Source organism: Glycomyces sp. NPDC048151 (assembly GCF_043202775.1).
Classification (GTDB): Bacteria; Actinomycetota; Actinomycetes; order Mycobacteriales; family Micromonosporaceae; genus Glycomyces.
In genome coordinates, this window is record NZ_JBIDBB010000002.1 from 210,558 (window position 1) to 230,158 (window position 19,601).

The following is a 19,601-nucleotide window of genomic DNA, read 5'->3' on the forward strand; positions in this document are numbered from 1 at the left end:
CACCGAGCATGAACGAGTACACCGAATTCACCCATGACGGGCCGGTCACGGCGGCGATCACCCTCGCCGACGGCTCGGTCACCGTCACCGCCCACGAGCTGAACACGGTGCTCGTGGAGGTCAAGCCCGCGCAGCGCCGCTCCGAGGGCGACGCCGACGCCGCCGACCTGGCGCGCGTCGAGTTCGAGAACGGCCACCTGCGCGTGATCGCTCCCGAGAAGGCGCAGAACTGGTTCTTCCGCAAGGAGATCGGCGTGCACCTGGCGGTGAAGGTGCCGATCCGCTCGGAGATCTCGGTCAAGACGACCTCGGCGCCGATCAGCCTGCACGGCAAGCTCGGCGCGGTCTCGATCAACACGGTCGCCGGGTCGGCGACCGTGGAGAACGCGACCAGCGTCCGCGCGAACACCGTCTCGGGCTCGATCAGCGTCATCGACGCGGTCGAGGACTTCCGGGCCAACACCGCTTCGGGCCAGGTCAGGGCCGACCACGTCGGCGGGGACTTCTCCGCGAAGACGGTGGCCGGTTCGATCACGGCCGAGCGGGTCGACTCGAACGCGAACGTCAACACGCTCTCGGGCGGGATCGAGCTGAGCGCGCTGCGCTCGGGCTCGGTGCGGGCGAACACGGTCTCGGGCCGGATCAGCCTCGGCGTCGTGCCGGGCACCGACATCTGGGTCGACCTGGACGCCAAAGCGGGCTCGGTGACCTCAGAGCTGGCCACGGGCGACACGTCGCCCGCGCCGTCGAGCACGGGCACGAGCCTCGAGGTGCGGGCGCGCTCGGTGTCGGGCGACATCTACCTGCACCGCGCGAGCGCTTACGCGTAAAGCCTGAACGCAACACCCACGAGAGGACCCGGTCGCCGCGGCGGCCGGGTCTTTTCTCATACGTAGAAGAAGCTGAACGGCTCCCACGGCAGGTTCCGGGCGATGAAGAAGACGCCCCAGACGATGAGGAACCCGGTGAGCGCGCCGGGCGTGAGGTGGAAGGTGGGGAGGCGCCAGGTGCGGCGCGTGACGAGGCGCGGCAGGGCCCAGGCGAGGTACATCCAGACGATGAACGGGGCGGCGAAGACGGCCATGACGTGGTGGCGGGCGGCTTCGGACAGGTTCATGGTGAGGAGGTAGTAGAACGCGCGGGTGCCGCCGCAGCCGGGGCAGTCGAAGCCGGTGGCCATCTTGAACAGGCAGGTGCTCGGGCCGGTGTTGTCGGTCGGGTTCGTGACGACGATCCCGGCGGCCGCGACCGAGAAGCAGCCGAGGATCGCCAGCGGCGCGAACGCGGGATGCCCGGTGACCCCGGCGACCCAGCGCTGGACCGGGTTGCGGCGCTTCGGCTCCGGCGGGGCCTGACCGGGCTCGTTCGCCAGAGCGGCTTCATCGACTGCGCACACATCGCCTCCTCCCTGACAGCCTATCGGGAACCCGCGACACTCCGGATCCCGCTCGACTCGGTCGAAAGCGCCGAATGGGCGCTTTTCCGGGCCTAGGCTCGGGGCATGCTGGGTCTGCTTTCTCGCCGGGTGCTCGTCGCCGTCGCCGCGCTCGGGCTGCTCTTCGCGACGTCCGGGTGCCTCCGGCTCAACTTGGGACTCCAGGTCCGCCCCGACGACACCGTGGGCGGCGAGTTCACCGCCGCGTGGAGCGACGCGTTCGTCGCCGAAGCCGACGACGCCGGCCTCGACCAGGCGCAGCTCGACGCGTTCCTCGACGCCCTGCTCGACGGCGTCCCCGGCACCGAGCGCACCCCCTACGCCGAGGACGGCTACACCGGCGCCACCGCCACCTTCACCGACCGCCCGCTCACCGACTTCGCCGAGTTCGGCGGCGACGAATGGGGCTACCTCCGCCTCGACCACACCGACCGCAAGTACACCCTCGAGAGCCACTGGGACCTGCGCGCCGCCGGATTCCTCGACCCGGCCGCGTTCGACGACGCCGAGATCCTCCTCAGCGTCGACTTCCCCGCCCGCGTCACCGAGCACAACGGCACCCTCGACGGCCGCACCGTCACCTGGACCATGACCCCCGGCGAGGAGTACGACCTCACCGCGACCGCCGTCGAGAACGACGGTCTCGCGTTCCTGCTCGCCGGGATCGCGTTCACGCTGGTCGTGTGCGGGCTCCTGTGGTTGTGGCAGTGGGGGCGTTTGCGCCGCTACTCCATCGGCAACCCGTCCGCTTGAGCTGTTGGCTCCAGCACAAACCGTAGCCGTCTCCCATACGGCCCGTATTCTGGTGAGCCTGTCGGCATAACGGATCCATAACGCCAGGGGGGAGGGCCGGTGACCCAGTACGAGTCGAAGAGCAAGGGGCAGAAGCAACACGACCCCAACATGGAGCTGAGCATCGGCCAGGTGCTCGCCGCGGCCGGCGCCACCGTCCTCGGCGCGGTCCTCGCGAAACTCCTCGGCCTCTGGGGCACCCTCGCCGGCACCGCCGTCCTCAGCGTCTGCTCCTCCATCGGCGCCGTCCTCATCCTCCGCGCCATGCGCCGCACCGGCGAGAAGATCAAAGAGCAGATCACCGCCCTCACCCCGGTCGCCAGAGGCAAGGCCCCGGCGGTCACGGTCGAGCTCGAACCGGGGCACGCCACCGCCACCGCGAAGATCCCCGACACCGAACGGCTGCAAGCGCTCCGGGACGACGACGAGACCGTCGCCCTCGACGCGGCGAACACCGACGAGATCGTGGTCCCCGCCGAACCCGCCCCCGAAGGCCACGTCACCAGGACCCAGTCCAACAAGCGGACCCTCATCGCGATCCTCGTCTCCAGCGTCCTCGTCTTCGGCATCACCGTCGGCACGCTCTACCTCCTCGGCGCGCTCACCGGCGAACCCGACAAGTTCATCTCCAACGACCCCGCGACCACGATCATCGAGACCACCGTCGAGAGCGACACCCCCGACAGCACCTCGACCTCCGTGGCGCCCAGCGAATCCGAGAGCCCCAGCGACGAAGCCACCTCCGAGTCGCCGTCCGCAGGCACCTCCCCCAGCGAAACGGCGACCACCGAGACGCCCAGCGAGTCGCCCACCCCCGAAGCGGGCACCGGCGGCTCCGAGGAGAGCGCCAGCCCCACCCCGCAGAACGACACCGTCACCGAGAGCCCCTCCGCGGGATAGAAGAAAAGGCCCGCCTTCCGGCGGGCCCTCTTCGCGATCTCGTCTAATCCAGCAGGTCGTCGATGCCGACGGTCAAACCCGGCCGCTGCACGACCGCGCGCACCGCCAAGAGCACGCCCGGCATGAACGACGCCCGGTCGAGCGAGTCGTGGCTGATCGCGAACCGCTCGCCAGGACCGCCGAAGCGCACCTCCTGGCTCGCCACGTACCCGGCCGAGCGGACCGCGTGCACCCGCACCCCGTCGACCTCCGCGCCGCGCGCACCCAGCGGGTCCGACTCCGTCGCGTCCGGCATGTCCGCCAGCCCGGCCTCCGCGCGCGCCGCCGCGATCATCCGCGCCGTGTGCACGGCCGTACCCGAAGGCGCGTCGACCTTGCGCGGGTGGTGCGACTCGATGATCTCCGCGTGGTCGAAGTGCTTCGCGGCCTTCGCCGCGAACTGCATCATCAGCACCGCGCCGATCCCGAAGTTCGGCGCGATCACCGAACCGACCTCGGGGTCCGCCGCCAGGATCTCCCGCGCCGCGTCAAGACGCTTCGCGTCGAAACCCGACACGCCGACCACGGTGTGGATACCCCGCTCGACGCACCACTCCAGGTTGCCCATCACGACGTCGGGCAGCGTGAAGTCCACGACCACGTCGACCCCGACCAGCTTGTCCAGGGCCTCGTCGCGGCCCACGGTCGCTGCCAGCTCCATGTCCGAAGCGGCGTCGACCGCCTCGCACACGGCCGTGCCCATGCGCCCGTGCGCGCCGAGCACACCCACCTTGATCATGCGAAGTCCTTCTGGTCGAACGGCCCCACGGCCACGGTCGTCATCGGCTGCGACAGGATCTCCGCGGCGACGGCCCTGATCTGCTCGACCGTGACCGCCTCGATGTCGGCGATGTCCTTCTCCAGGCTCGTGTGCTCCCCGTACAGAAGCTCCGAGCGGCCCAGCGCGTTCATGCGCGAACCGGAGTCCTCCATCGCGAGGACCATGCCGCCCTTGCTCATGCCCTGCCCGCGCCGCAGCTCCGCCTCGGTCACGCCCTCGGCCGCCACCTTCGCGAGCTCGGCCAGCACCAGGTCCCGGACCTGGTGGACCTTGTCCGGGTTCGACCCGGCGTAGACGCCGAACATGCCCGTGTCCGCGAAGTACGTCGAGAACGAGTACACCGTGTACGCCAGGCCGCGCTGCTCGCGCACCGACTGGAACAGCCGCGAGGACATGCCGCCCCCGAGGATGTTGTTGAGCACCTCGAACGCGTCCTTGCGCGGGTCGTGCCGCGAGAACAGCCGGCAGCCCACCACCAGGTGCGCCTGCTCGGTGTCGTGGTGCTCGACCATGAGCGGCACCGGCTCGGGCAGCAGGTCCTCGTCGTGGCGGCGCTGGCGCGGCACCTCGGCGCCGCCCAGGATCGGCGCGAACGCCTCCGCCACGAGCTTCACGGTCTCGGCGTGGTCGACCCCGCCCGCGGCGCACACCGTCAGGTTCGGGGCCGAGTAGTGCCGCCGGTAGAAGTCGTGGATCTGGTCGCGCGTGAGCGCCCGGACCGTGTCCGGGTCGCCCGCGATGTCGCGGCCCAGGGCCCCGTCGCCGAACAGCGCCAGGGAGAACAGCTCGTGCACCACGTCGGACGGCTCGTCGGCGGACGCGGCGATCTCCTCGAGGATCACGTCGCGCTCGACCTCGACGTCGGCCGGGGTCACCAGCGAGTTGCACATCGCGTCGCCCAAGACGTCGACCGCCATCGGCAGGTCGTCGTCGAGCACGCGCGCGTAGAAGCAGGTCAGCTCCCGCGCCGTGTACGCGTTCGACTCGCCGCCGACGGCCTCGACGGCCTCGGCGATCTCGGTGGCCGTGCGCTTCTCAGTGCCCTTGAACAGCAGGTGCTCCAAGAAGTGCGAGACGCCGGCGAGCTCGGGGGACTCGTCGCGGGAGCCCACGCCGACCCACACGCCCACCGAAGCGGAGCGCATGGTCGGGACGGATTCGGTGAGCACACGCAAACCGCCGGGCAGCACGGTCACTCGGACCGTGCCGCCCAGCGGATCGTCAATCAGCGTGTGAGTCTGGGGACGACTCATCTACTCTTCCGAGCCTCCGCCTTCGTCGCTGCGGCGGGTGCGGCGGCGGCGGCGCTCGCCGTCGCCCGAACCGCGCTCGCCCCGGTCGCCGCCGCGCTCACCGCGGTCGCCGCCGCGGCCTTCGCCGCGCTCGCGGTCGCGGCGCGGGCCGCGGTCACCGCGGTCGCCCCGGTCACCGCGCGACTCCTTGCGCTCGGCCGGACGGCCCTTCTTGTACCCCTCGGGCTCCTGGCCCTCCGGGTACACCTTGTCCAGGTAGATCTTGCCGCGGTTGTCGATGTCGCCGATCTCGACCTCGATCTTGTCGCCGACGCTGAGCACGTCCTCGACCCGCTCGACGCGCTTGCCGTCGCCGACCTTCGAGATGTGCAGGAGGCCGTCGCGGCCCGGCGTCAGCGAGATGAACGCGCCGAAGTCGGTCGTCTTGACGACGGTGCCCAGGAACCGGTCCCCCACGTTCGGGAGGGTCGGGTTCGCGATCGAGTTGATGGTCTCGACCGCGGCGGCCGCGGCCTCGCCGTTCTCCGCCGACACGTAGATCGTGCCGTCGTCCTCGACGGTGATGTCCGCGCCCGTGTCGTCCTGGATCTGGTTGATCGTCTGGCCCTTCGGGCCGATGATCGCGCCGATCTTGTCGACCGGGATCTTCAGGGTCGTGATGCGCGGCGCGGTCGCGGCCAGCTCGCCCGGCTCGCTGATCGCGTCGAGCATGACGTCGAGGATCGCGTGGCGGGCGTCGTTGGCCTGCTGCAGCGCCTGGGCCAGCACGTCCGACGGCAGGCCGTCGAGCTTGGTGTCCAGCTGCAGGGCCGTCACGAACTCGGGCGTGCCGGCGACCTTGAAGTCCATGTCGCCGTAGGCGTCCTCGGCGCCGAGGATGTCGGTCAGCGTGACGTACTTGGTCTCGCCGTCGACCTCCTCGGAGATGAGGCCCATCGCGATGCCCGCGACGGGGGCCTTGATCGGCACGCCGGCGTTCATGAGCGACATCGTGGACGCGCAGACCGAGCCCATCGAGGTCGAGCCGTTCGACGCGAGCGCCTCGGAGACCTGGCGGATCGCGTACGGGAACTCCTCGCGGCTCGGCAGCACCGGCACGAGGGCGCGCTCGGCGAGCGCGCCGTGGCCGATCTCGCGGCGCTTGGGCGAGCCCACGCGGCCGGTCTCACCGGTCGAGTACGGCGGGAAGTTGTAGTTGTGCATGTAGCGCTTCTTGCTGACCGGCGACAGCGTGTCGATGGCCTGCTCCATGCGCAGCATGTTCAGCGTGGTGACGCCCATGATCTGGGTCTCGCCGCGCTCGAACAGGGCCGAGCCGTGGACGCGCGGGAGGATGCCCGCCTCGGCCGCGAGCGGCCGGATGTACGCCGCCAGGCGGCCGTCGATGCGGACGCCCTCGGTGAGGACGCGCTTGCGGACCAGCTTCTTGGTGAGCGAGCGCAGCGAGTTGCCGAGCTCGTTCTCGCGGCCCTCGAAGTCGGCGCCGAGCTTCTCGAGCATGAGCGACTTGACGCGGTCGAGCTCGTCCTGGCGCTCGGTCTTGTCGGCGATCTGCAGGGCCTGGTCGAGCTCGGCCGTGACGGCCGCCTCGACGGCCGCGTACGCGTCGTCCTGGTAGTCGAGGAAGCGCGGGTAGTCGGCGACGGGCTTCGCGGCGACCGCGGCCAGTTCGGCCTGGGCGCGCACGAGCTCGGCGATGACCGGCTTGACGGCCTCGAGGCCGCCCGCGACGATCTCCTCGGTCGGCTTGGTGCCGCCGGAGGCGATGAGGTTGATGGTGTTCTCGGTGGCCTCGGCCTCGACCATCATGATCGCGACGTCGCCGGACTCCAGGACGCGGCCGGTGATGACCATGTCGAAGGTGGCCTTCTCGATCTGCTCCAGGGTCGGGAACGCGACCCAGGTGCCGTCGATGAGGACGATGCGGGTGGAGCCGAGCGGGCCCGAGAAGGGCAGGCCGGCGAGCTGGGTCGACATGGAGGCGCCGTTCATGGCGACCACGTCGTACTCGTCCTTGGCGTCGACCGCGAGGATCGTGCCGATGACCTGGACCTCGTTGCGCAGACCCGACACGAAGGACGGACGCAGGCCGCGGTCGATGAGGCGGCAGGTGAGGATGGCGTTCTCGCTCGGGCGGCCCTCGCGGCGGAAGAACGAGCCGGGGATGCGCCCGGCGGCGTACATCCGCTCCTCGATGTCGACGGTGAGCGGGAAGAAGTCGAAGTGGTCCTTCGGGTTCTTCGACGCCGCGGTGGTGGAGAGGACCACGGTGTCGTCCATCTGGACGATCGCGGAGCCCTGGGCCAGCTTGGCCAGGCGGCCGGTGCTGAAGACGATCTTGCGGGTGCCGTACGCGCCGTTGTCGATGACGGCCGTGGCGTGGTGCTCCCCGAGGTTGTAGGCCTCGGGTGTCCGTTCGTTATCGGACATAGAGTGTCGATCTCCTTATGCAGTTCAGTGAGCTGCGTAGTTCGGAATGCGGCTCGCCTGCGCGCTTTTCCGGTCTTCGATCGAAGCACTCGGAAGCTCGGCCCCGCTTCGTGCGGGACGTTCCGGATGCCACTACCGAGGACCGGGGCGGTCTCTGGCGTGCCGCGCGGCGCCCCGCTGGGAGGCGCTGCGGTCGAGCGTGTTGCTCGAAACCCACCTTACGTTATCCGGCCGACGTGACGGCACAGGCGAAGCAAAAGTGAGCCGGGACCGGCACCCCGCCGCTGGAAGGCGGCGGGGTACGCGAAAGGGAGCGCCCCTGTCGGGACGCTCCCTCTGCAAGCCTTGGTTAGGCGTTGTCGCGGATGCCGAGGCGCTCGATGAGGCCGCGGTAGCGCGCGATGTCTTCCTTCTTCAGGTACTTGAGAAGGCGGCGGCGCTTGCCGACCAGGAGGAGCAGACCACGACGCGAGTGGTGGTCGTGCTTGTGCACCTGGACGTGAGCGGTGAGCTCGCGGATGCGGGTCGTCAGGATCGCGACCTGGACGTCGGTGGAACCCGAGTCGCCCTCGCTGGTCGCGTATTCCTTGATGATCGCGGCCTTCTTTTCAGCGTCAAGCGCCATGTCGAACACCCTTTCGTGATTGCGGCCAACCCGCGGTGTCGTGCAGGCTGGTCGATTGAACAACCTGTCCAGGCTAACAGGGCGTCAGCCCAGGTCCAAAGCCCGGCGGGTGTCTGCGACGTCCGTCTCGATCTGCTTGATCAGCGGCTCGATCCCGTCGAAGGCGATCTGGCCGCGCAGGCGCGCCGTGAAGTCGAGCCGGACGGCCTCGCCGTAGAGGTCGCCGGAGAAGTCCAGGAGGTAGGCCTCGACGGTCCGCTCGGTGCCGTCGAAGGTGGGGTTGGTGCCGACGCTGATCGCGGCCGCGTGGCGGTGCGAGTCGCGGTGGAGCCAGCCCGCGTAGACGCCGTCGGCCGGGATCGCGGTCCCGGCGGCGATGTCGAGGTTCGCGGTCGGGAACCCGAGGGCGGTGCCGCCGCGGCCCGCGCCGTGGACGATGACGCCTTCGACGCCGTAGTCGCGCCCGAGCACGTCGGCGGCGCCCGCGACGTCGCCTTCGGCGATGAGGCCGCGCACGCGCGTCGAGGAGAACGCTTCATCGTCGGCGGTGAGGGTCTGCGGGAGCACCTCGAAGTCGAACTCCTCGCCGAGTTCGGCGAGCTTCTTGACGTCGCCGGAGGCCTTGTGGCCGAAGCGCCAGTTCTCGCCCACGACGACGGCCTTGGCGTGCAGGCCGCCGACGAGGACGTGCCGCACGAAGTAGTCGGGGCTCAGCTGCGAGAGCTCCTTGGTGAACGGCAGCACGCACACCGCGTCGACGCCGAGCGCGCCGAGCAGCTCGATACGCCGGTCGATACTGGTGAGCTGCGCGGGCATCGCGTGCGGCGCGACGACGGCGGTCGGATGCGGGTCGAAGGTGACGACGACGCAGCGGGCGTCGCGTTCGGCCGCGGCCTTCACTGCGGTGCGGACGAGGGCCGCGTGGCCGCGGTGCACCCCGTCGAACACGCCGATGGCTACGACGGAGGCGGGCCAGCCCTCGGGGGTCGCGTCTATTCCACGCCAGGTTTCCACGGTCCAGATCTTGCCACTCCCGCAAGCCGGGCGGCATCGTGATGGGGCGGCAGTGATGCAAGCGTGTTCCGGCGGCGCTAGAGCATCAGCGACTGGTCCGCGTTGCCGCCTGAGGCGAAGATGAGCAGCAGGAGCACGCCGACGGCCACCACCAGGAGCATCCCGATGAACAGCCATCCGGTGCTGGCGGGCTCGGCGAGCCGGGGCTGCTCCTCGGCGAGGACCTTGGGCTCCAGGTGGTCCGGGTCCTGCCTGGCCTGCTCGGAAAGGGTCGTGCGGAACTCCTCTGGCAGGTCTTCTGCGGCACTCATGCTCATGACGACTCCCGGTGGCACTGGTCGAAGCGGTACTGCGGTGGGGACCTCTCCCTTGATTGTTGAGAGAACGTCGGCTATCCGACGGACGTTTCCAGGAATCCGCCTGACAACCGCCGCATTTCACCCTCGTGGAAATTACAAGGCGGTGAGCGCCCTACCTTGCGAAACGTCCGGTAGCCGCCCGAAAGCCCGCCAGAGCCCCGAACCCGTGCCATGTTCATGTCTCAAGGCAGATCTGAGGAGGGTCGGCATGAACCGGAGAATCCTCGCCGTCGTGGCGGCGGGCGTGCTGCTCGTGGCCCTGACCGCAAGCGTCGCCACCGAGGCGGACGCGGCCGCCACCGGGTGCGGGCGCACCGGCAGCTTCACGGTGTGCACGACGAACCCGAACGGCACCAAGGACACCGCGATCGTCAACGAGATCACCAAGCAGGTCCAGGCGACCGGCGACGGCGACACGATCCGGCTCGCCGTGTACTACTTCTCGCTCGACAAGCAGGTCGCGCCGCTAGCGGACGCCCTGGTCGCGGCCAAGAAGCGCGGCGTGGACGTCAAGGCCGTCTTCGGCACCCGCAGCGACAAGCCCTCGCTCAACGACGCGGTGATCGCGAAGCTGAAGAGCGCCGGGGCCGCGGTCCGCCAGTGCTCCGCCGGATGCCTGCCGAACGCGGACGGCACCCGCAAGGGCCCCATGCACAACCGGTTCTTCCTCATCGAGAAGGGCGGTTCGCCCACCGTGCTCGTGACGAGCCTCAGCTTCGTCGGCTCGCAGCTGACGCAGGCGCACAACCTGCTCGGCGTCCACGGCGACCAAGCGGTCTACGACTTCTACAACGCTTACTGGAACCGGCTGTACGCGAAGAGCTGGGACGGCTGGACCGACGCGAACAAGGGCAGGACCGGTTCGCTCGCGAAAGCGTGGGTGTTCCCGCGCTCGGCCGACCCGGTCGCGGCGGAGCTCGCCCAGATCACCGCGTGCCACGACGGCGACCGGGTCTGGGTCGGCCACGCCAACTTCCAGTCCAACCGGCCCGAGACGCGGGCCCAGCTCGACCGGATCCAGGGGCTCGGCTGCCAGGTGCGCGTCGTGGTGCGCACCGGGCCGACCGCGAGCCCGGGGTGGATCGAGGACAAGCTCGGGTCGAGCAACGTGCGGGTGCACGACGCGCACCGCAACAAGTACCTCGTCGCCGAGGCGCAGTTCGGCTCCACGCACCGCGCGGTGGTGTGGACCGGGACCCACAATCTCAACGGCAACGGGCTCAAGCACTCCGACGACAACATGATGCGGGTGATGAACCAGTCCGTGGCGGACCGGTACCTGGAGCACTTCCAGGCCCTGTGGAACGGCGCCGATTGAGCTTTACGGTCGATCTGCTGCCCTTGGGGTGTGCCGAAGCGGACGACACCTGATGTGGCAGGAGTGGCCTCCATCCGCTTGATGGAGGCCACTCCTCATCACTTCCTTGTGGTTCGCTGCGCGAATTCACTCGGATCAGTCGCAAAGCGGCATGGTGCTATTCGGTGAACCACGTGGAGTACACGGTGGTGCGGCCCTCGGAGCTGAGGACCATCCGGTATTGAAACTCGGCGACGACGTCGTACGATCCGGTGTCGCAGCCGCTGTCGCCGCCGTCGTCGATTGCGAGCACGGTGTGAATGGACCCGGTCGAGCTCTTCCATTGAAGCTTTCCGATGACACCGTGCCCGTCCGCCGTGGTGTCGCAGACTTGGAAGCTGTCACCGCTATCGGTATACGTCATCTTGCCCCAGCTGGTGGAGATCAGTCGGTCTGCCGCTGCGGCGGGCGCAGCCGCGATGACGACAGCGGCAAAAGCGGTGCTGCCGATGACGGCGGCACGAGTCAGCCAGGTCTGTTTCATGTTCGTTCCTTCCTCGAAGGGGTGGGGTCGAGTTCCGGCAAGGAGGAACCATATCCGAAATAGGACAGTACACATGGTACAAGTCCGCGTCAATGTCTCAGTCTCGCAAGAGGTCCGACCCGAGAACGCGACTGAGGGGAGGGCCCGCGGCCCCTCCCCTCAGTCGTATCCTCGCTTAGCCCTTGACGGAGCCCGCCAGCAGTCCGCGCACGAAGTAGCGCTGGAGCAGCAGAAACACCAGGAGCGGAATGACGATCGCGATGAACGCCGCCGCCGGGAGCCGCGTCCAGCCGAAGCCCCACGTGCCGGCCATGTCGCCGAGCACGGCCGTGAGCGGCCGGGTCGCCTCGCCGGGCGCGAAGGTGCGGCCGACGAGGAAGTCGTTCCAGACCCAGAGGAACTGGAAGATCGCGATCGACGCCAGCGCCGGGGTCACCAGCGGCAGCACCACAGAGCGGAAGATCTGCGAGTGGCTGGCGCCGTCGATGCGAGCGGCCTCCATGACGTCGTGCGGGAGTTCCCGCATGAAGTTGTGCAGCAGGAAGATCGCCAACGGCAGGCCGAAGATCGTGTGCGCGATCCAGACCTGGATGATCGGCTGCACTCCCGTCAGGTCGAACTCGGGGATGATCGTGACCGGCCCGGCGTGCAGGCCCCGGCTGAACATCGACAGCAGCGGGATGAGCGCCATCTGGAGCGGCACGACCTGGAGCGCGAAGATCGCGATGTACAGGAGGCTGCGTCCCTTGAAGTCGATCCAGGCGAGCGCGTAGGCGGCCATGGCGGCGAACGCGACGGGGATGAGCACGCCGGGGATGGTGATGACGACGGTGTTCACCAGGTTGGTGATCAGGCCGCCGCCGTCGCCGGAGGCGTACAGGACGTAGTTGTAGGTGTCCAGTGTGAACGCCGGGTCGGTGAAGATCGTCCACCAGCCCGACGTGCGGATGTCGGACTCGGGCCGCAGGGAGGAGATGAAGAGCCCTGCGGTGGGGATCGTCCACAGCACCGCGATGAGGACGGCGACGAAGCTGGCGACGCGGCTGGTGAGCATGCGTCGGGCGCGGTCGCCGCGGCTCTCGCCGATGGTGCTGGGCCGGGGTTCGGTCTGCGTGCTCATCGAGCCTCCGCTTCCTGGCGCCGGACGTTGCGGACCTGGTAGATGACGACGGGGATGACCAGCAGGAACAGCAGGACGGCCATGGTGGCGCCGCGCCCGTCGTTGCCGAGGCGGAAGGCCTGGTCCCACATGTTGTGTGCGAGGACGTCCGTGCCGTGGTGGCCGCCGGTCATGGCCCGCACGATGTCGAAGAGCTTCAGCGTGGCGATGAAGACGGTGACCGCGACGACGATGATGGCCGAGCGGATCGACGGGACGGTGACGTTCCAGAAGATCTCGGCCGGGCTGGCGCCGTCGATGCGGGCGGCCTCGATGATCTCGGTGGGCACGCCTTTGAGCGCGGCCGAGAGGACCACCGTGGCGAAGCCGACTTCGATCCAGATGAGGACGACCATCAGCAGGAAGTTGTTGAGCACGTTGGTGTTCAGCCAGTTGACCGGATCGGCGCCGAACCAGACGAGGACCTGGTTGAGCAGGCCGATCTGGACACCGGAGCCCTTGTACTGGTAGATGAACTTCCAGATGATGGAGGCGCCGACGAACGAGATGCCCATGGGCAGGAATACGAGTGCCTTGTAGACGCGCTCGCCGCGGCGGCCGTCGATGAGGACGGCGTAGACGAGGCCGAGCGCGGTCGAGACCGCCGGGACGACGATGATCCACATGGCGGTGTTGACGAGGGTCTGGAGGGCGTCGGGGTCGGTGACGGCCCATCCGTAGTTCTCGAGGCCTACGAACTCGCTGCCGTCTCCTGAGAAGAAGGACATGGCGACGGTGCGCAGGGCCGGGTAGACCAGTCCGATGCCGAGCATCAGGACGGCCGGGAGCAGGAAGACCGCGGCCACGATGCGGCTGCGGTTGGCGCGGGACGCGGCTTCGGCGATGCCGTAGAGCGCCAGCAGGATCGCTGCGAAGGCGAGCAGGCCGACGGCCAGGAGGCCGAAGCGGTCGGTCAGATCGGAGATGTTCACGGTGAGTGCGGCTCCAGTGGATCGGGCAGAGGCGCCGAGCGGACCGGATTCCGGCCCGCTCGGCGCCTTCGGCTAGAGGTCCGGGTTACGGCCAGGAGTTCTCGATGTCCGTCGCGATCTGCTGGGCGTCCTTGGAGCCGTCGACCCACTGGACCATGCCGGTCCAGAAGGAGGAGGCGCCGACTTCACCGGGCATGAGGTCGGAGCCGTCGAAGCGGACGGTGACCTCGGGGTCGGTCAGGATCTCGGTGGCGAGCACGTTGATCGGCGTGGTGGCGTTGTTCGGGTCGACGCCCTGGTGGGCGGTGCTCCATGGGCCGGTCTGGAGACGGGCGTTGTGGTAGAGCTCGCTGGCCAGGAACTGGCGGGTGGCCTCGACCTCGGGGCGGTCCGCGAAGGCTGCCACGAACTCGCCGCCGACGAGCATGGTGTTGTCACCAGCGTTGGACTCGGGGAAGCGGAACGCGAAGACGTCGCCGTCCTCGGCCACGTTCGTGCCCGGCTCCCACATGGCGCCGTAGAAGGAGGCCTGGCGGTGCATGGCGCATTCGCCGGTCTTCACGGGCCAGCCGGCCTCCTGGAAGGCGGTGGAGCTGATGGTGTCCGGGCCGCCGTAGACGTACTCCTCGTTGGTGAGGATGGTGCCGGCCTTCTCGATGGCGCTGACGATCTGCGGGTCGTTGAACGCGATCTCGTGGTTGACCCACTGGTCGTAGAGGTCGGTGCCTTCGCGGAGGACGATGTCCTCGATCCAGTCGGTGCCGGGCCAGCCGGTGGCGCCGCCGGACTCGAACCCGACGCACCAGGGCATGACGCCGTCGGCCGCGATGGTGTCGGAAAGCGCGATGAGCTCATCCCAGGTCGCGGGGATCTCGTACCCGTTCTCCGAGAAGAAGGACGGCGAGTACCAGACGAGGGACTTGGCGTTGCCCGAGTGCGGCGGCGCGTAGAAGGTGCCGTCGATGGTGCCGTAGTTGAGCCAGTCCTGGCTCCAGCCCTCGGTGGCGAGCGCGTTGAGCTCTTCGGAGGCCGGGACGAGGCTGTCCTTGAAGTTGTTCATGAGGCCCGGCTGCGGGAACAGCGCGATGTCGGGGGCGTTGCCGCCGTCGACGCGGACCTTCATGTCGGCTTCGAACTCGCCGCTGGGCTCGTACTGGATGTCGATCTTGGTGCATTCCTCGAAGAAGGCCCAGCCTTCTTCCATCTCCGCGGCCTCCTGGTCGCGGATGGAGCCGAAGATGGTGACGGCTTCGCCGTCGAAGGAGCCGAAGCTCTCGTAGTTGGCGCAGTCCTGGGCTTCCTCCGGGACGGCGCCGCGGTCGTCGCCCTCCTCGTCGGGGGCGCCGCAGGCCGCCACGGCGAGCGCGATGGCACTGGTGGCAGCCGCAAGGCAGGAGATTCTTCGTGTCTTGCTCATCGGGGTTTCCCTCTCTTCGCAGGTGTGGTGCGCCCGGCGAGTCCGACTGCCTCCCTGTCCCCGCCCGATGGGAACCGCTCTCACGAGTTCCACCCCAGGTGGGGACTGCCTCACCCGCCGTTGGGGCGACGCTGGCAATGGTGCTCTGGGTAACACTGATTGTCAAGTGTGCATTGCCGAATCGTTACCGGGTGGCATTGGATCGATATCTGTCAGCACCCGATTCATGGGAGCGATTCCAATGACGTATCATTCCGGGGCCCGGCAAACTGTTTCCGATAGTTCGCGAAAGGTGCGATCGATGACGCAGCTGACCTTCCCCCAGGGATTCCTGTGGGGAACCGCCACGGCCTCCTATCAAATCGAGGGCGCGGCGACCGAGGACGGCCGGGGCCAGTCCATCTGGGACACGTTCTCGGCGACCCCCGGCAAGACCTGGCGCGGCCAGTCCGGCGCCGTGGCCTGCGACCACTACCACCGCGTCGACGACGACGTCGCGTTGATGCAGTCGCTCGGCGTCGACACCTACCGGTTCTCCATCGCGTGGCCGCGCATCCAGCCCGACGGCACCGGCCCGGCCAACCCCAAGGGCCTGGACTTCTACGACCGGCTCGTCGACAAGCTCGTCGCGGCCGGGATCAAGCCGATGCCGACGCTCTACCACTGGGACCTCCCGCAGTCCTTCGAGGACCGCGGCGGCTGGCCCGAGCGCGAGACCGCCGAGCGCTTCGGCGACTACGCCGCCATCGTCGCCTCGCGCCTGTCCGACCGCGTCCACACCTGGTGGACCCTCAACGAGCCGTGGTGCTCGGCGTTCCTCGGCTACGGCAACGGCCACCACGCGCCCGGCCGCACCGAGCCCGGCGCGGCGCTGGCGGCGGCCCACCACCTGAACCTGGCCCACGGCAACGCGGTCCTGGCCCTGCGCGCCGCGGGCGCCGAGCGGGTCTCGATCGCGCTCAACCCGACCGTGTGCCGCGGCGACGAAGAGGCGGTCCAGTACGTCGACGCGGTCGCCAACCGGATCTTCTTCGACCCGCTGCTGCGCGGCGAGTACCCGGCCGAGCTGCTCGAGCGGACCGTCCACCACACCGACTGGTCCTTCGTCCAGGACGGCGACCTCGAGCGGATCAACCAGCCGATCGACCTCATCGGCGTCAACTACTACTCGCCGACCTGGCTCAAGAACGCGCCCGGCGCGCCTGAGAGCGACGTCAACCCCGGTTCGGCCGGCATCGAGGGCTGGGCGCCCGAGGAGCTCCCGGTCACCGACATGGGCTGGAAGATCGACGCCACGGGCCTCACGGAGCTCCTGGTGCGCATCCACAAGGACTACGGGATCCCGACGATGATCACCGAGAACGGCGCGGCCTACCCGACCGGGCCGGGCGAGGACGGCGAGGTCCACGACGCCGAGCGGGTCGCGTACCTGCGCGCGCACATCGCGGCCGTCCACGACGCGATCGAGGCCGGCGCGGACGTGCGCGGCTACACCGCCTGGTCGCTCATGGACAACTTCGAGTGGGCCTTCGGCTACGACAAGCGCTTCGGGATCGTCCACGTCGACTACGCGACCCAGAAGCGCACCCCGAAGGACAGCGCCAAGTTCTACTCGAAGGTCATCGCCGACAACGGCGTCGACCGCTAGGCCAGCGCGCTCCGGAGTCCGCGCACCGCGCGCTCCGGGTCGGCGGCGCGCATGACCGCGCCCATGACAGCGACCCCCGCCGCACCCGCCTCCCTTGCGGCGCGGGCCCTTTCAGGGCTGTGGACGCCGCCGAGCGCGTACACCGGGACCGGGCTCGCCGCGCACGCCTCCCGCAGCGCGGCGGGCCCGATCGCGGGCCCGTAGCCGGGTTTGGAGTCGGTGGGCCAGACCGGCGAGAGGGTGCAGTAGTCGAGTCCGGGGTCGATGGGCTCCCCCGCGTGGACGGAGCGGCCCAGGAGCGCCGGGCGCGGCGATGGAATCGGGAATTTCCTCGAAAGGTGCGCTGCCGCAACGGGTCCGGCGGGGTCGGAGACGATGAGGACGCCGCCCGCGTCGTCCAGTATCGGCTGGAGCTCCCCTGCCAGGGCGAGGCGTTCCTCCCACCGCAGGTGCTTGTCGCGCAGGACGAGCGCGAAGGGGCCGCCGCGCAGGGCCAGCGCGACCTGCTCGGCGAGCAGCCGCGGGCTGCCGGGGAGGTCGGTGACGACGATGAGCCGGTGGAGCACGTCCCGATGCTACGGCTGGAGTGGCGGAAGTGCCATGTGTCTGCTGGCGTCCGACTCGCCACTGCTCCACCGGTTTAACACTTGTGTATCGGTCCACCGCGCGAGCTTGCGTAATTCGCGACACAGGTGCGAAACTTCAGTAGATGAACATCGGCGATCAAATCAACGTGCTGCGCACCGAAGGGGAGCGGATCGCTGTCGCTGGTGGAGAGCTCGCGCTGACCGCGAGTGTGCCCACCTGCCCGGGCTGGAACGTCAAGGAGCTCTTGACCCACATCGGGACCGTCCATCGGTGGGCGGCGGCGATCGTGGGCGAAGCGTTGCCTTACGATCCACGGAAACAGGAGTTCCAGCACATCGTGGGGCCCATGCCGCACGACGACCTGCTGGTCGACTGGGTCCGCGAAGGGCTCTTGCGGCTTGCGGCCGCACTGGAGGCCGCTCCGAGCGGGCTCCAGTGCTGGCAGATGTTCCCCTCCGAGTCGTCGCGCCGCTTCTGGGTCCGCAGGCAGGCCCACGAGACCACCATCCACCGCGTCGACGCCGAGCAGGCCCGGGGCGACGAGATCTCACCGGTCGGCCCCGAGTTCGCGGCCGACGGCATCGACGAGCTGCTGCTGGGGTTCCACGGCAGGCCGTCGAGCCGGGTGCGGGCGCTGCGTCCGTCAGTGCTCCACATCCACGCCTCCGATCTGCCGCCGGGGCGCGGCGACTGGTACATCCATCCCACCGACACGGGTCCGCTCGTGACGTTCAGCGAGGTCGAGACCCCGCACTGCGTCATCGAAGGCCCGGTGGAGCTGTTGTACCTGGCGCTGTGGAACCGGCTGCCGTTCGACGACCTGCTGGTCCGCGGGGACCCGGCACTGCTCCACTTGTGGCGCAATTACTCCGCGGTCCGCTGGGTCGATCCGGTGGACGTCTGACGGTCCTGACTGTGGGCTACTGGAGCGCTACAGTCGGGAACCGCAGGTAGTCGACCGCTAACGGTCCGATTTGTCTGGACGGAGCTGGTTTGCGGTCACGTGGCGCGCGCTGCTGCGCGCCAACGGGGAGCGGGGATCGTAAGCTCACGGTCGTGAACCAGGATTCTCTGCACCACAGCCATTCGGTCCCGAACGACGCCGTCCCCCGCGCGGCCCTGTGGATCCTGGTCCCGGCGGCGGCCGCGACGATCCTCGGCCTGATCCTCATGTGGCCCTCGGGGGTCGAGGACGCCTCCTCGGTCGAGGCGTACGGCACCGAAGTCGACGGGCAGGTGCTCACCGTGAACGAGACCGAGTGCGAAGAGGCCGACGCGGAGCTGAACGAGCAGCTGCAGGCCACGGTCTGCGGCGACGTGGTCGTGCGGCTCCTCTCGGGCGAGCACGAGGGCGAGGAGGCGATCGTCGACATCCCCAGCGGCCCAGGCGCTCCCGTCGTCGAGCCCGGGGACGACGTCATCGTCCTCTACACGCCCGACTCAGTCTCGGGCCAGCAGTACCACATCATCGACCACGACCGGGCGAGCGCGCTGTGGGCGCTGGCGATCGCGTTCGCGCTGGCGGTGGTGGCGTTCGGTCGGTGGAAGGGCGTGCGTTCGCTCGTGAGCCTAGCCATCACGTTCGCGGTGGTGCTCCTGTTCATGGTCCCGGCGATCCTGGACGGGTCCTCGCCGATCCTCGTCGCGGTGGTCGGCTCGGCCGCGATCATGCTCGTCTCGCTGTACCTGGGGCACGGCTGGAACCGGACGACGACGGTGGCGGTGGTCGGGACGCTCGCGTCGCTCGTCGTGACGGTGCTGCTCGCCGAGGCGGCCGTGAACCTCGCGCAGCTCAACGGGGTCCTGGACGAGAACACCACGAACCTGGCGCTGCAGTACCCGATCGACATGTCCGGCCTGCTCCTGGCGGGCATCCTCATCGGCGCGCTCGGCGTGATCGACGACGTGACGGTCTCGCAGGCCGCCACGGTGGACGAGGTCGCGAAGGCCAACCCGCGGTGGGGCACCGCGCGGCTGTACAAGTCGGGGATGCGGGTCGGGCGCGACCACCTCACCTCGGTGGTGAACACGCTGGTGCTCGCGTACGCGGGCGCCTCACTGCCGCTGCTGGTGCTCATCGCCGCCGCGAACCGGCCCCTGGAGCAGGTGCTCACGAGCCAGACGATCGCCACCGAGATCGTGCGGTCGGTCGCGGGCACGCTCGGCCTCATCGCGGCCGTGCCGATCACGACGTGGCTCGCGTCGTACCTGGCTCGGTGGCAGCCGAAGCCGAAGGAGCCCAAGGCCCCCAAGGAGAAGCCGGGCCCGAAGCCGAAGCCCGCGGAGGGCGCCTGGGACGAGGACGAGAAGTTCCCGCCGTCCCAGCTCCGGTAAGAACCGCTCGGCGGCCGTCATGAGCTTCTTGGCGGCCTGGTGCAAAGCCTGGAG

General features: G+C 69.1%; 19 protein-coding genes. 7 read left to right on the forward strand and 12 right to left on the reverse strand.

The genetic code is table 11. The annotated features are described in order from the left end of the window. Nucleotides 1-8 precede the first annotated feature (8 nt). Entirely contained in the window at nt 9-830 is an 822-nt protein-coding gene (locus tag ACGGCP_RS04380; protein ID WP_392960904.1) for a DUF4097 domain-containing protein, read from the forward strand. A 56-nt stretch (nt 831-886) separates the two neighbouring features. Here ACGGCP_RS04380 and ACGGCP_RS04385 read toward each other — a convergent pair whose 3' ends face one another. Then, on the reverse strand, nt 887-1,396 hold the full coding sequence (locus tag ACGGCP_RS04385; RefSeq protein WP_392960907.1) for a DUF2752 domain-containing protein: 510 nt from the start codon (nt 1,394-1,396) through the stop codon (nt 887-889). A 105-nt stretch (nt 1,397-1,501) separates the two neighbouring features. On the opposite strand from ACGGCP_RS04385, the gene ACGGCP_RS04390 reads away from it, so the two are divergent. Continuing rightward, nucleotides 1,502-2,188, forward strand: a complete 687-nt coding sequence (locus ACGGCP_RS04390; protein ID WP_392960909.1) for an LppM family (lipo)protein — start codon at nt 1,502-1,504, stop codon at nt 2,186-2,188. Nucleotides 2,189-2,287: 99 nt separating this feature from the next. After that, nucleotides 2,288-3,127, forward strand: a complete 840-nt coding sequence (locus tag ACGGCP_RS04395) for a hypothetical protein (protein ID WP_392960911.1) — start codon at nt 2,288-2,290, stop codon at nt 3,125-3,127. A gap of 43 nt (nt 3,128-3,170) precedes the next feature. Here ACGGCP_RS04395 and dapB read toward each other — a convergent pair whose 3' ends face one another. From dapB to ACGGCP_RS04425, 6 genes are all read right to left on the reverse strand, one after another. Then, a complete protein-coding gene (dapB, locus tag ACGGCP_RS04400) occupies nt 3,171-3,905 on the reverse strand; it encodes a 4-hydroxy-tetrahydrodipicolinate reductase (RefSeq protein ID WP_392960912.1) in 735 nt (244 codons plus the stop codon). Then, entirely contained in the window at nt 3,902-5,200 is a 1,299-nt protein-coding gene (locus ACGGCP_RS04405) for a M16 family metallopeptidase (protein ID WP_392960915.1), read from the reverse strand. The genes dapB and ACGGCP_RS04405 overlap by 4 nt, the downstream gene beginning before the upstream one ends. Beyond that, nucleotides 5,201-7,630: a polyribonucleotide nucleotidyltransferase gene (locus ACGGCP_RS04410; protein WP_392960917.1), complete on the reverse strand. Its 2,430-nt coding sequence runs from the start codon at nt 7,628-7,630 to the stop codon at nt 5,201-5,203. It lies immediately after the preceding gene. Between the two features lie 349 nt (nt 7,631-7,979). Further along, a complete protein-coding gene (rpsO, locus tag ACGGCP_RS04415) occupies nt 7,980-8,255 on the reverse strand; it encodes a 30S ribosomal protein S15 (protein WP_392960920.1) in 276 nt (91 codons plus the stop codon). 84 nt (nt 8,256-8,339) lie between these two features. Then, nucleotides 8,340-9,269: a bifunctional riboflavin kinase/FAD synthetase gene (locus tag ACGGCP_RS04420; protein WP_392960922.1), complete on the reverse strand. Its 930-nt coding sequence runs from the start codon at nt 9,267-9,269 to the stop codon at nt 8,340-8,342. A 77-nt stretch (nt 9,270-9,346) separates the two neighbouring features. Beyond that, nucleotides 9,347-9,586 carry a hypothetical protein gene (locus tag ACGGCP_RS04425; protein ID WP_392960925.1) on the reverse strand — a complete coding sequence of 80 codons (240 nt, stop codon included), beginning with the start codon at nt 9,584-9,586 and terminating at the stop codon, nt 9,347-9,349. 250 nt (nt 9,587-9,836) lie between these two features. Between ACGGCP_RS04425 and ACGGCP_RS04430 the strand changes: the two genes are divergently transcribed. Then, nucleotides 9,837-10,946, forward strand: a complete 1,110-nt coding sequence (locus ACGGCP_RS04430; protein WP_392960928.1) for a phosphatidylserine/phosphatidylglycerophosphate/cardiolipin synthase family protein — start codon at nt 9,837-9,839, stop codon at nt 10,944-10,946. Between the two features lie 157 nt (nt 10,947-11,103). Here the strand turns inward: ACGGCP_RS04430 and ACGGCP_RS04435 are convergent, their stop codons facing one another. The 4 genes from ACGGCP_RS04435 to ACGGCP_RS04450 form a co-directional block, all read right to left on the reverse strand. Then, nucleotides 11,104-11,469, reverse strand: a complete 366-nt coding sequence (locus tag ACGGCP_RS04435; RefSeq protein WP_392960929.1) for a hypothetical protein — start codon at nt 11,467-11,469, stop codon at nt 11,104-11,106. A 175-nt stretch (nt 11,470-11,644) separates the two neighbouring features. Continuing rightward, complete coding sequence (locus ACGGCP_RS04440) at nt 11,645-12,589, reverse strand: carbohydrate ABC transporter permease (protein ID WP_392960932.1); 945 nt, start codon at nt 12,587-12,589, stop codon at nt 11,645-11,647. Next, nucleotides 12,586-13,560, reverse strand: a complete 975-nt coding sequence (locus tag ACGGCP_RS04445; protein WP_392960934.1) for a carbohydrate ABC transporter permease — start codon at nt 13,558-13,560, stop codon at nt 12,586-12,588. Before ACGGCP_RS04445 ends, ACGGCP_RS04440 begins: the two co-directional genes overlap by 4 nt. 85 nt (nt 13,561-13,645) lie before the next feature. After that, nucleotides 13,646-14,977: an ABC transporter substrate-binding protein gene (locus tag ACGGCP_RS04450; RefSeq protein ID WP_392960936.1), complete on the reverse strand. Its 1,332-nt coding sequence runs from the start codon at nt 14,975-14,977 to the stop codon at nt 13,646-13,648. Nucleotides 14,978-15,278: 301 nt separating this feature from the next. Between ACGGCP_RS04450 and ACGGCP_RS04455 the strand changes: the two genes are divergently transcribed. Further along, nucleotides 15,279-16,625, forward strand: a complete 1,347-nt coding sequence (locus ACGGCP_RS04455) for a GH1 family beta-glucosidase (RefSeq protein WP_392960939.1) — start codon at nt 15,279-15,281, stop codon at nt 16,623-16,625. On the opposite strand, the gene ACGGCP_RS04460 is transcribed toward ACGGCP_RS04455, so the two are convergent. Further along, nucleotides 16,622-17,191 carry a thiamine phosphate synthase gene (locus tag ACGGCP_RS04460; RefSeq protein ID WP_392960941.1) on the reverse strand — a complete coding sequence of 190 codons (570 nt, stop codon included), beginning with the start codon at nt 17,189-17,191 and terminating at the stop codon, nt 16,622-16,624. The two genes, ACGGCP_RS04455 and ACGGCP_RS04460, sit on opposite strands and share 4 nt — an antisense overlap. A 143-nt stretch (nt 17,192-17,334) precedes the next feature. Here ACGGCP_RS04460 and ACGGCP_RS04465 point away from each other — a divergent pair, with 143 nt between their 5' ends. Next, nucleotides 17,335-18,117, forward strand: coding sequence for a maleylpyruvate isomerase family mycothiol-dependent enzyme (locus ACGGCP_RS04465; RefSeq protein WP_392960943.1), 783 nt, complete (start codon nt 17,335-17,337; stop codon nt 18,115-18,117). Between the two features lie 152 nt (nt 18,118-18,269). Then, the gene (locus tag ACGGCP_RS04470; RefSeq protein WP_392960945.1) at nt 18,270-19,547 is read left to right on the forward strand and encodes a YibE/F family protein; all 1,278 of its coding nucleotides are present in this window, start codon (nt 18,270-18,272) and stop codon (nt 19,545-19,547) included. Nucleotides 19,548-19,601 lie beyond the last annotated feature (54 nt).

Coding starts and splice junctions, on each gene's coding strand:
- ACGGCP_RS04380 (WP_392960904.1), top strand. CDS start 9: ATGAACGAGTACACCGAATTCACCCATGACGGGCCGGTCACGGCGGCG.
- ACGGCP_RS04390 (WP_392960909.1), top strand. CDS start 1,502: ATGCTGGGTCTGCTTTCTCGCCGGGTGCTCGTCGCCGTCGCCGCGCTC.
- dapB (WP_392960912.1), bottom strand. CDS start 3,905: ATGATCAAGGTGGGTGTGCTCGGCGCGCACGGGCGCATGGGCACGGCC.
- ACGGCP_RS04405 (WP_392960915.1), bottom strand. CDS start 5,200: ATGAGTCGTCCCCAGACTCACACGCTGATTGACGATCCGCTGGGCGGC.
- ACGGCP_RS04410 (WP_392960917.1), bottom strand. CDS start 7,630: ATGTCCGATAACGAACGGACACCCGAGGCCTACAACCTCGGGGAGCAC.
- rpsO (WP_392960920.1), bottom strand. CDS start 8,255: ATGGCGCTTGACGCTGAAAAGAAGGCCGCGATCATCAAGGAATACGCG.
- ACGGCP_RS04425 (WP_392960925.1), bottom strand. CDS start 9,586: ATGAGCATGAGTGCCGCAGAAGACCTGCCAGAGGAGTTCCGCACGACC.
- ACGGCP_RS04430 (WP_392960928.1), top strand. CDS start 9,837: ATGAACCGGAGAATCCTCGCCGTCGTGGCGGCGGGCGTGCTGCTCGTG.
- ACGGCP_RS04435 (WP_392960929.1), bottom strand. CDS start 11,469: ATGAAACAGACCTGGCTGACTCGTGCCGCCGTCATCGGCAGCACCGCT.
- ACGGCP_RS04440 (WP_392960932.1), bottom strand. CDS start 12,589: ATGAGCACGCAGACCGAACCCCGGCCCAGCACCATCGGCGAGAGCCGC.
- ACGGCP_RS04450 (WP_392960936.1), bottom strand. CDS start 14,977: ATGAGCAAGACACGAAGAATCTCCTGCCTTGCGGCTGCCACCAGTGCC.
- ACGGCP_RS04455 (WP_392960939.1), top strand. CDS start 15,279: ATGACGCAGCTGACCTTCCCCCAGGGATTCCTGTGGGGAACCGCCACG.
- ACGGCP_RS04465 (WP_392960943.1), top strand. CDS start 17,335: ATGAACATCGGCGATCAAATCAACGTGCTGCGCACCGAAGGGGAGCGG.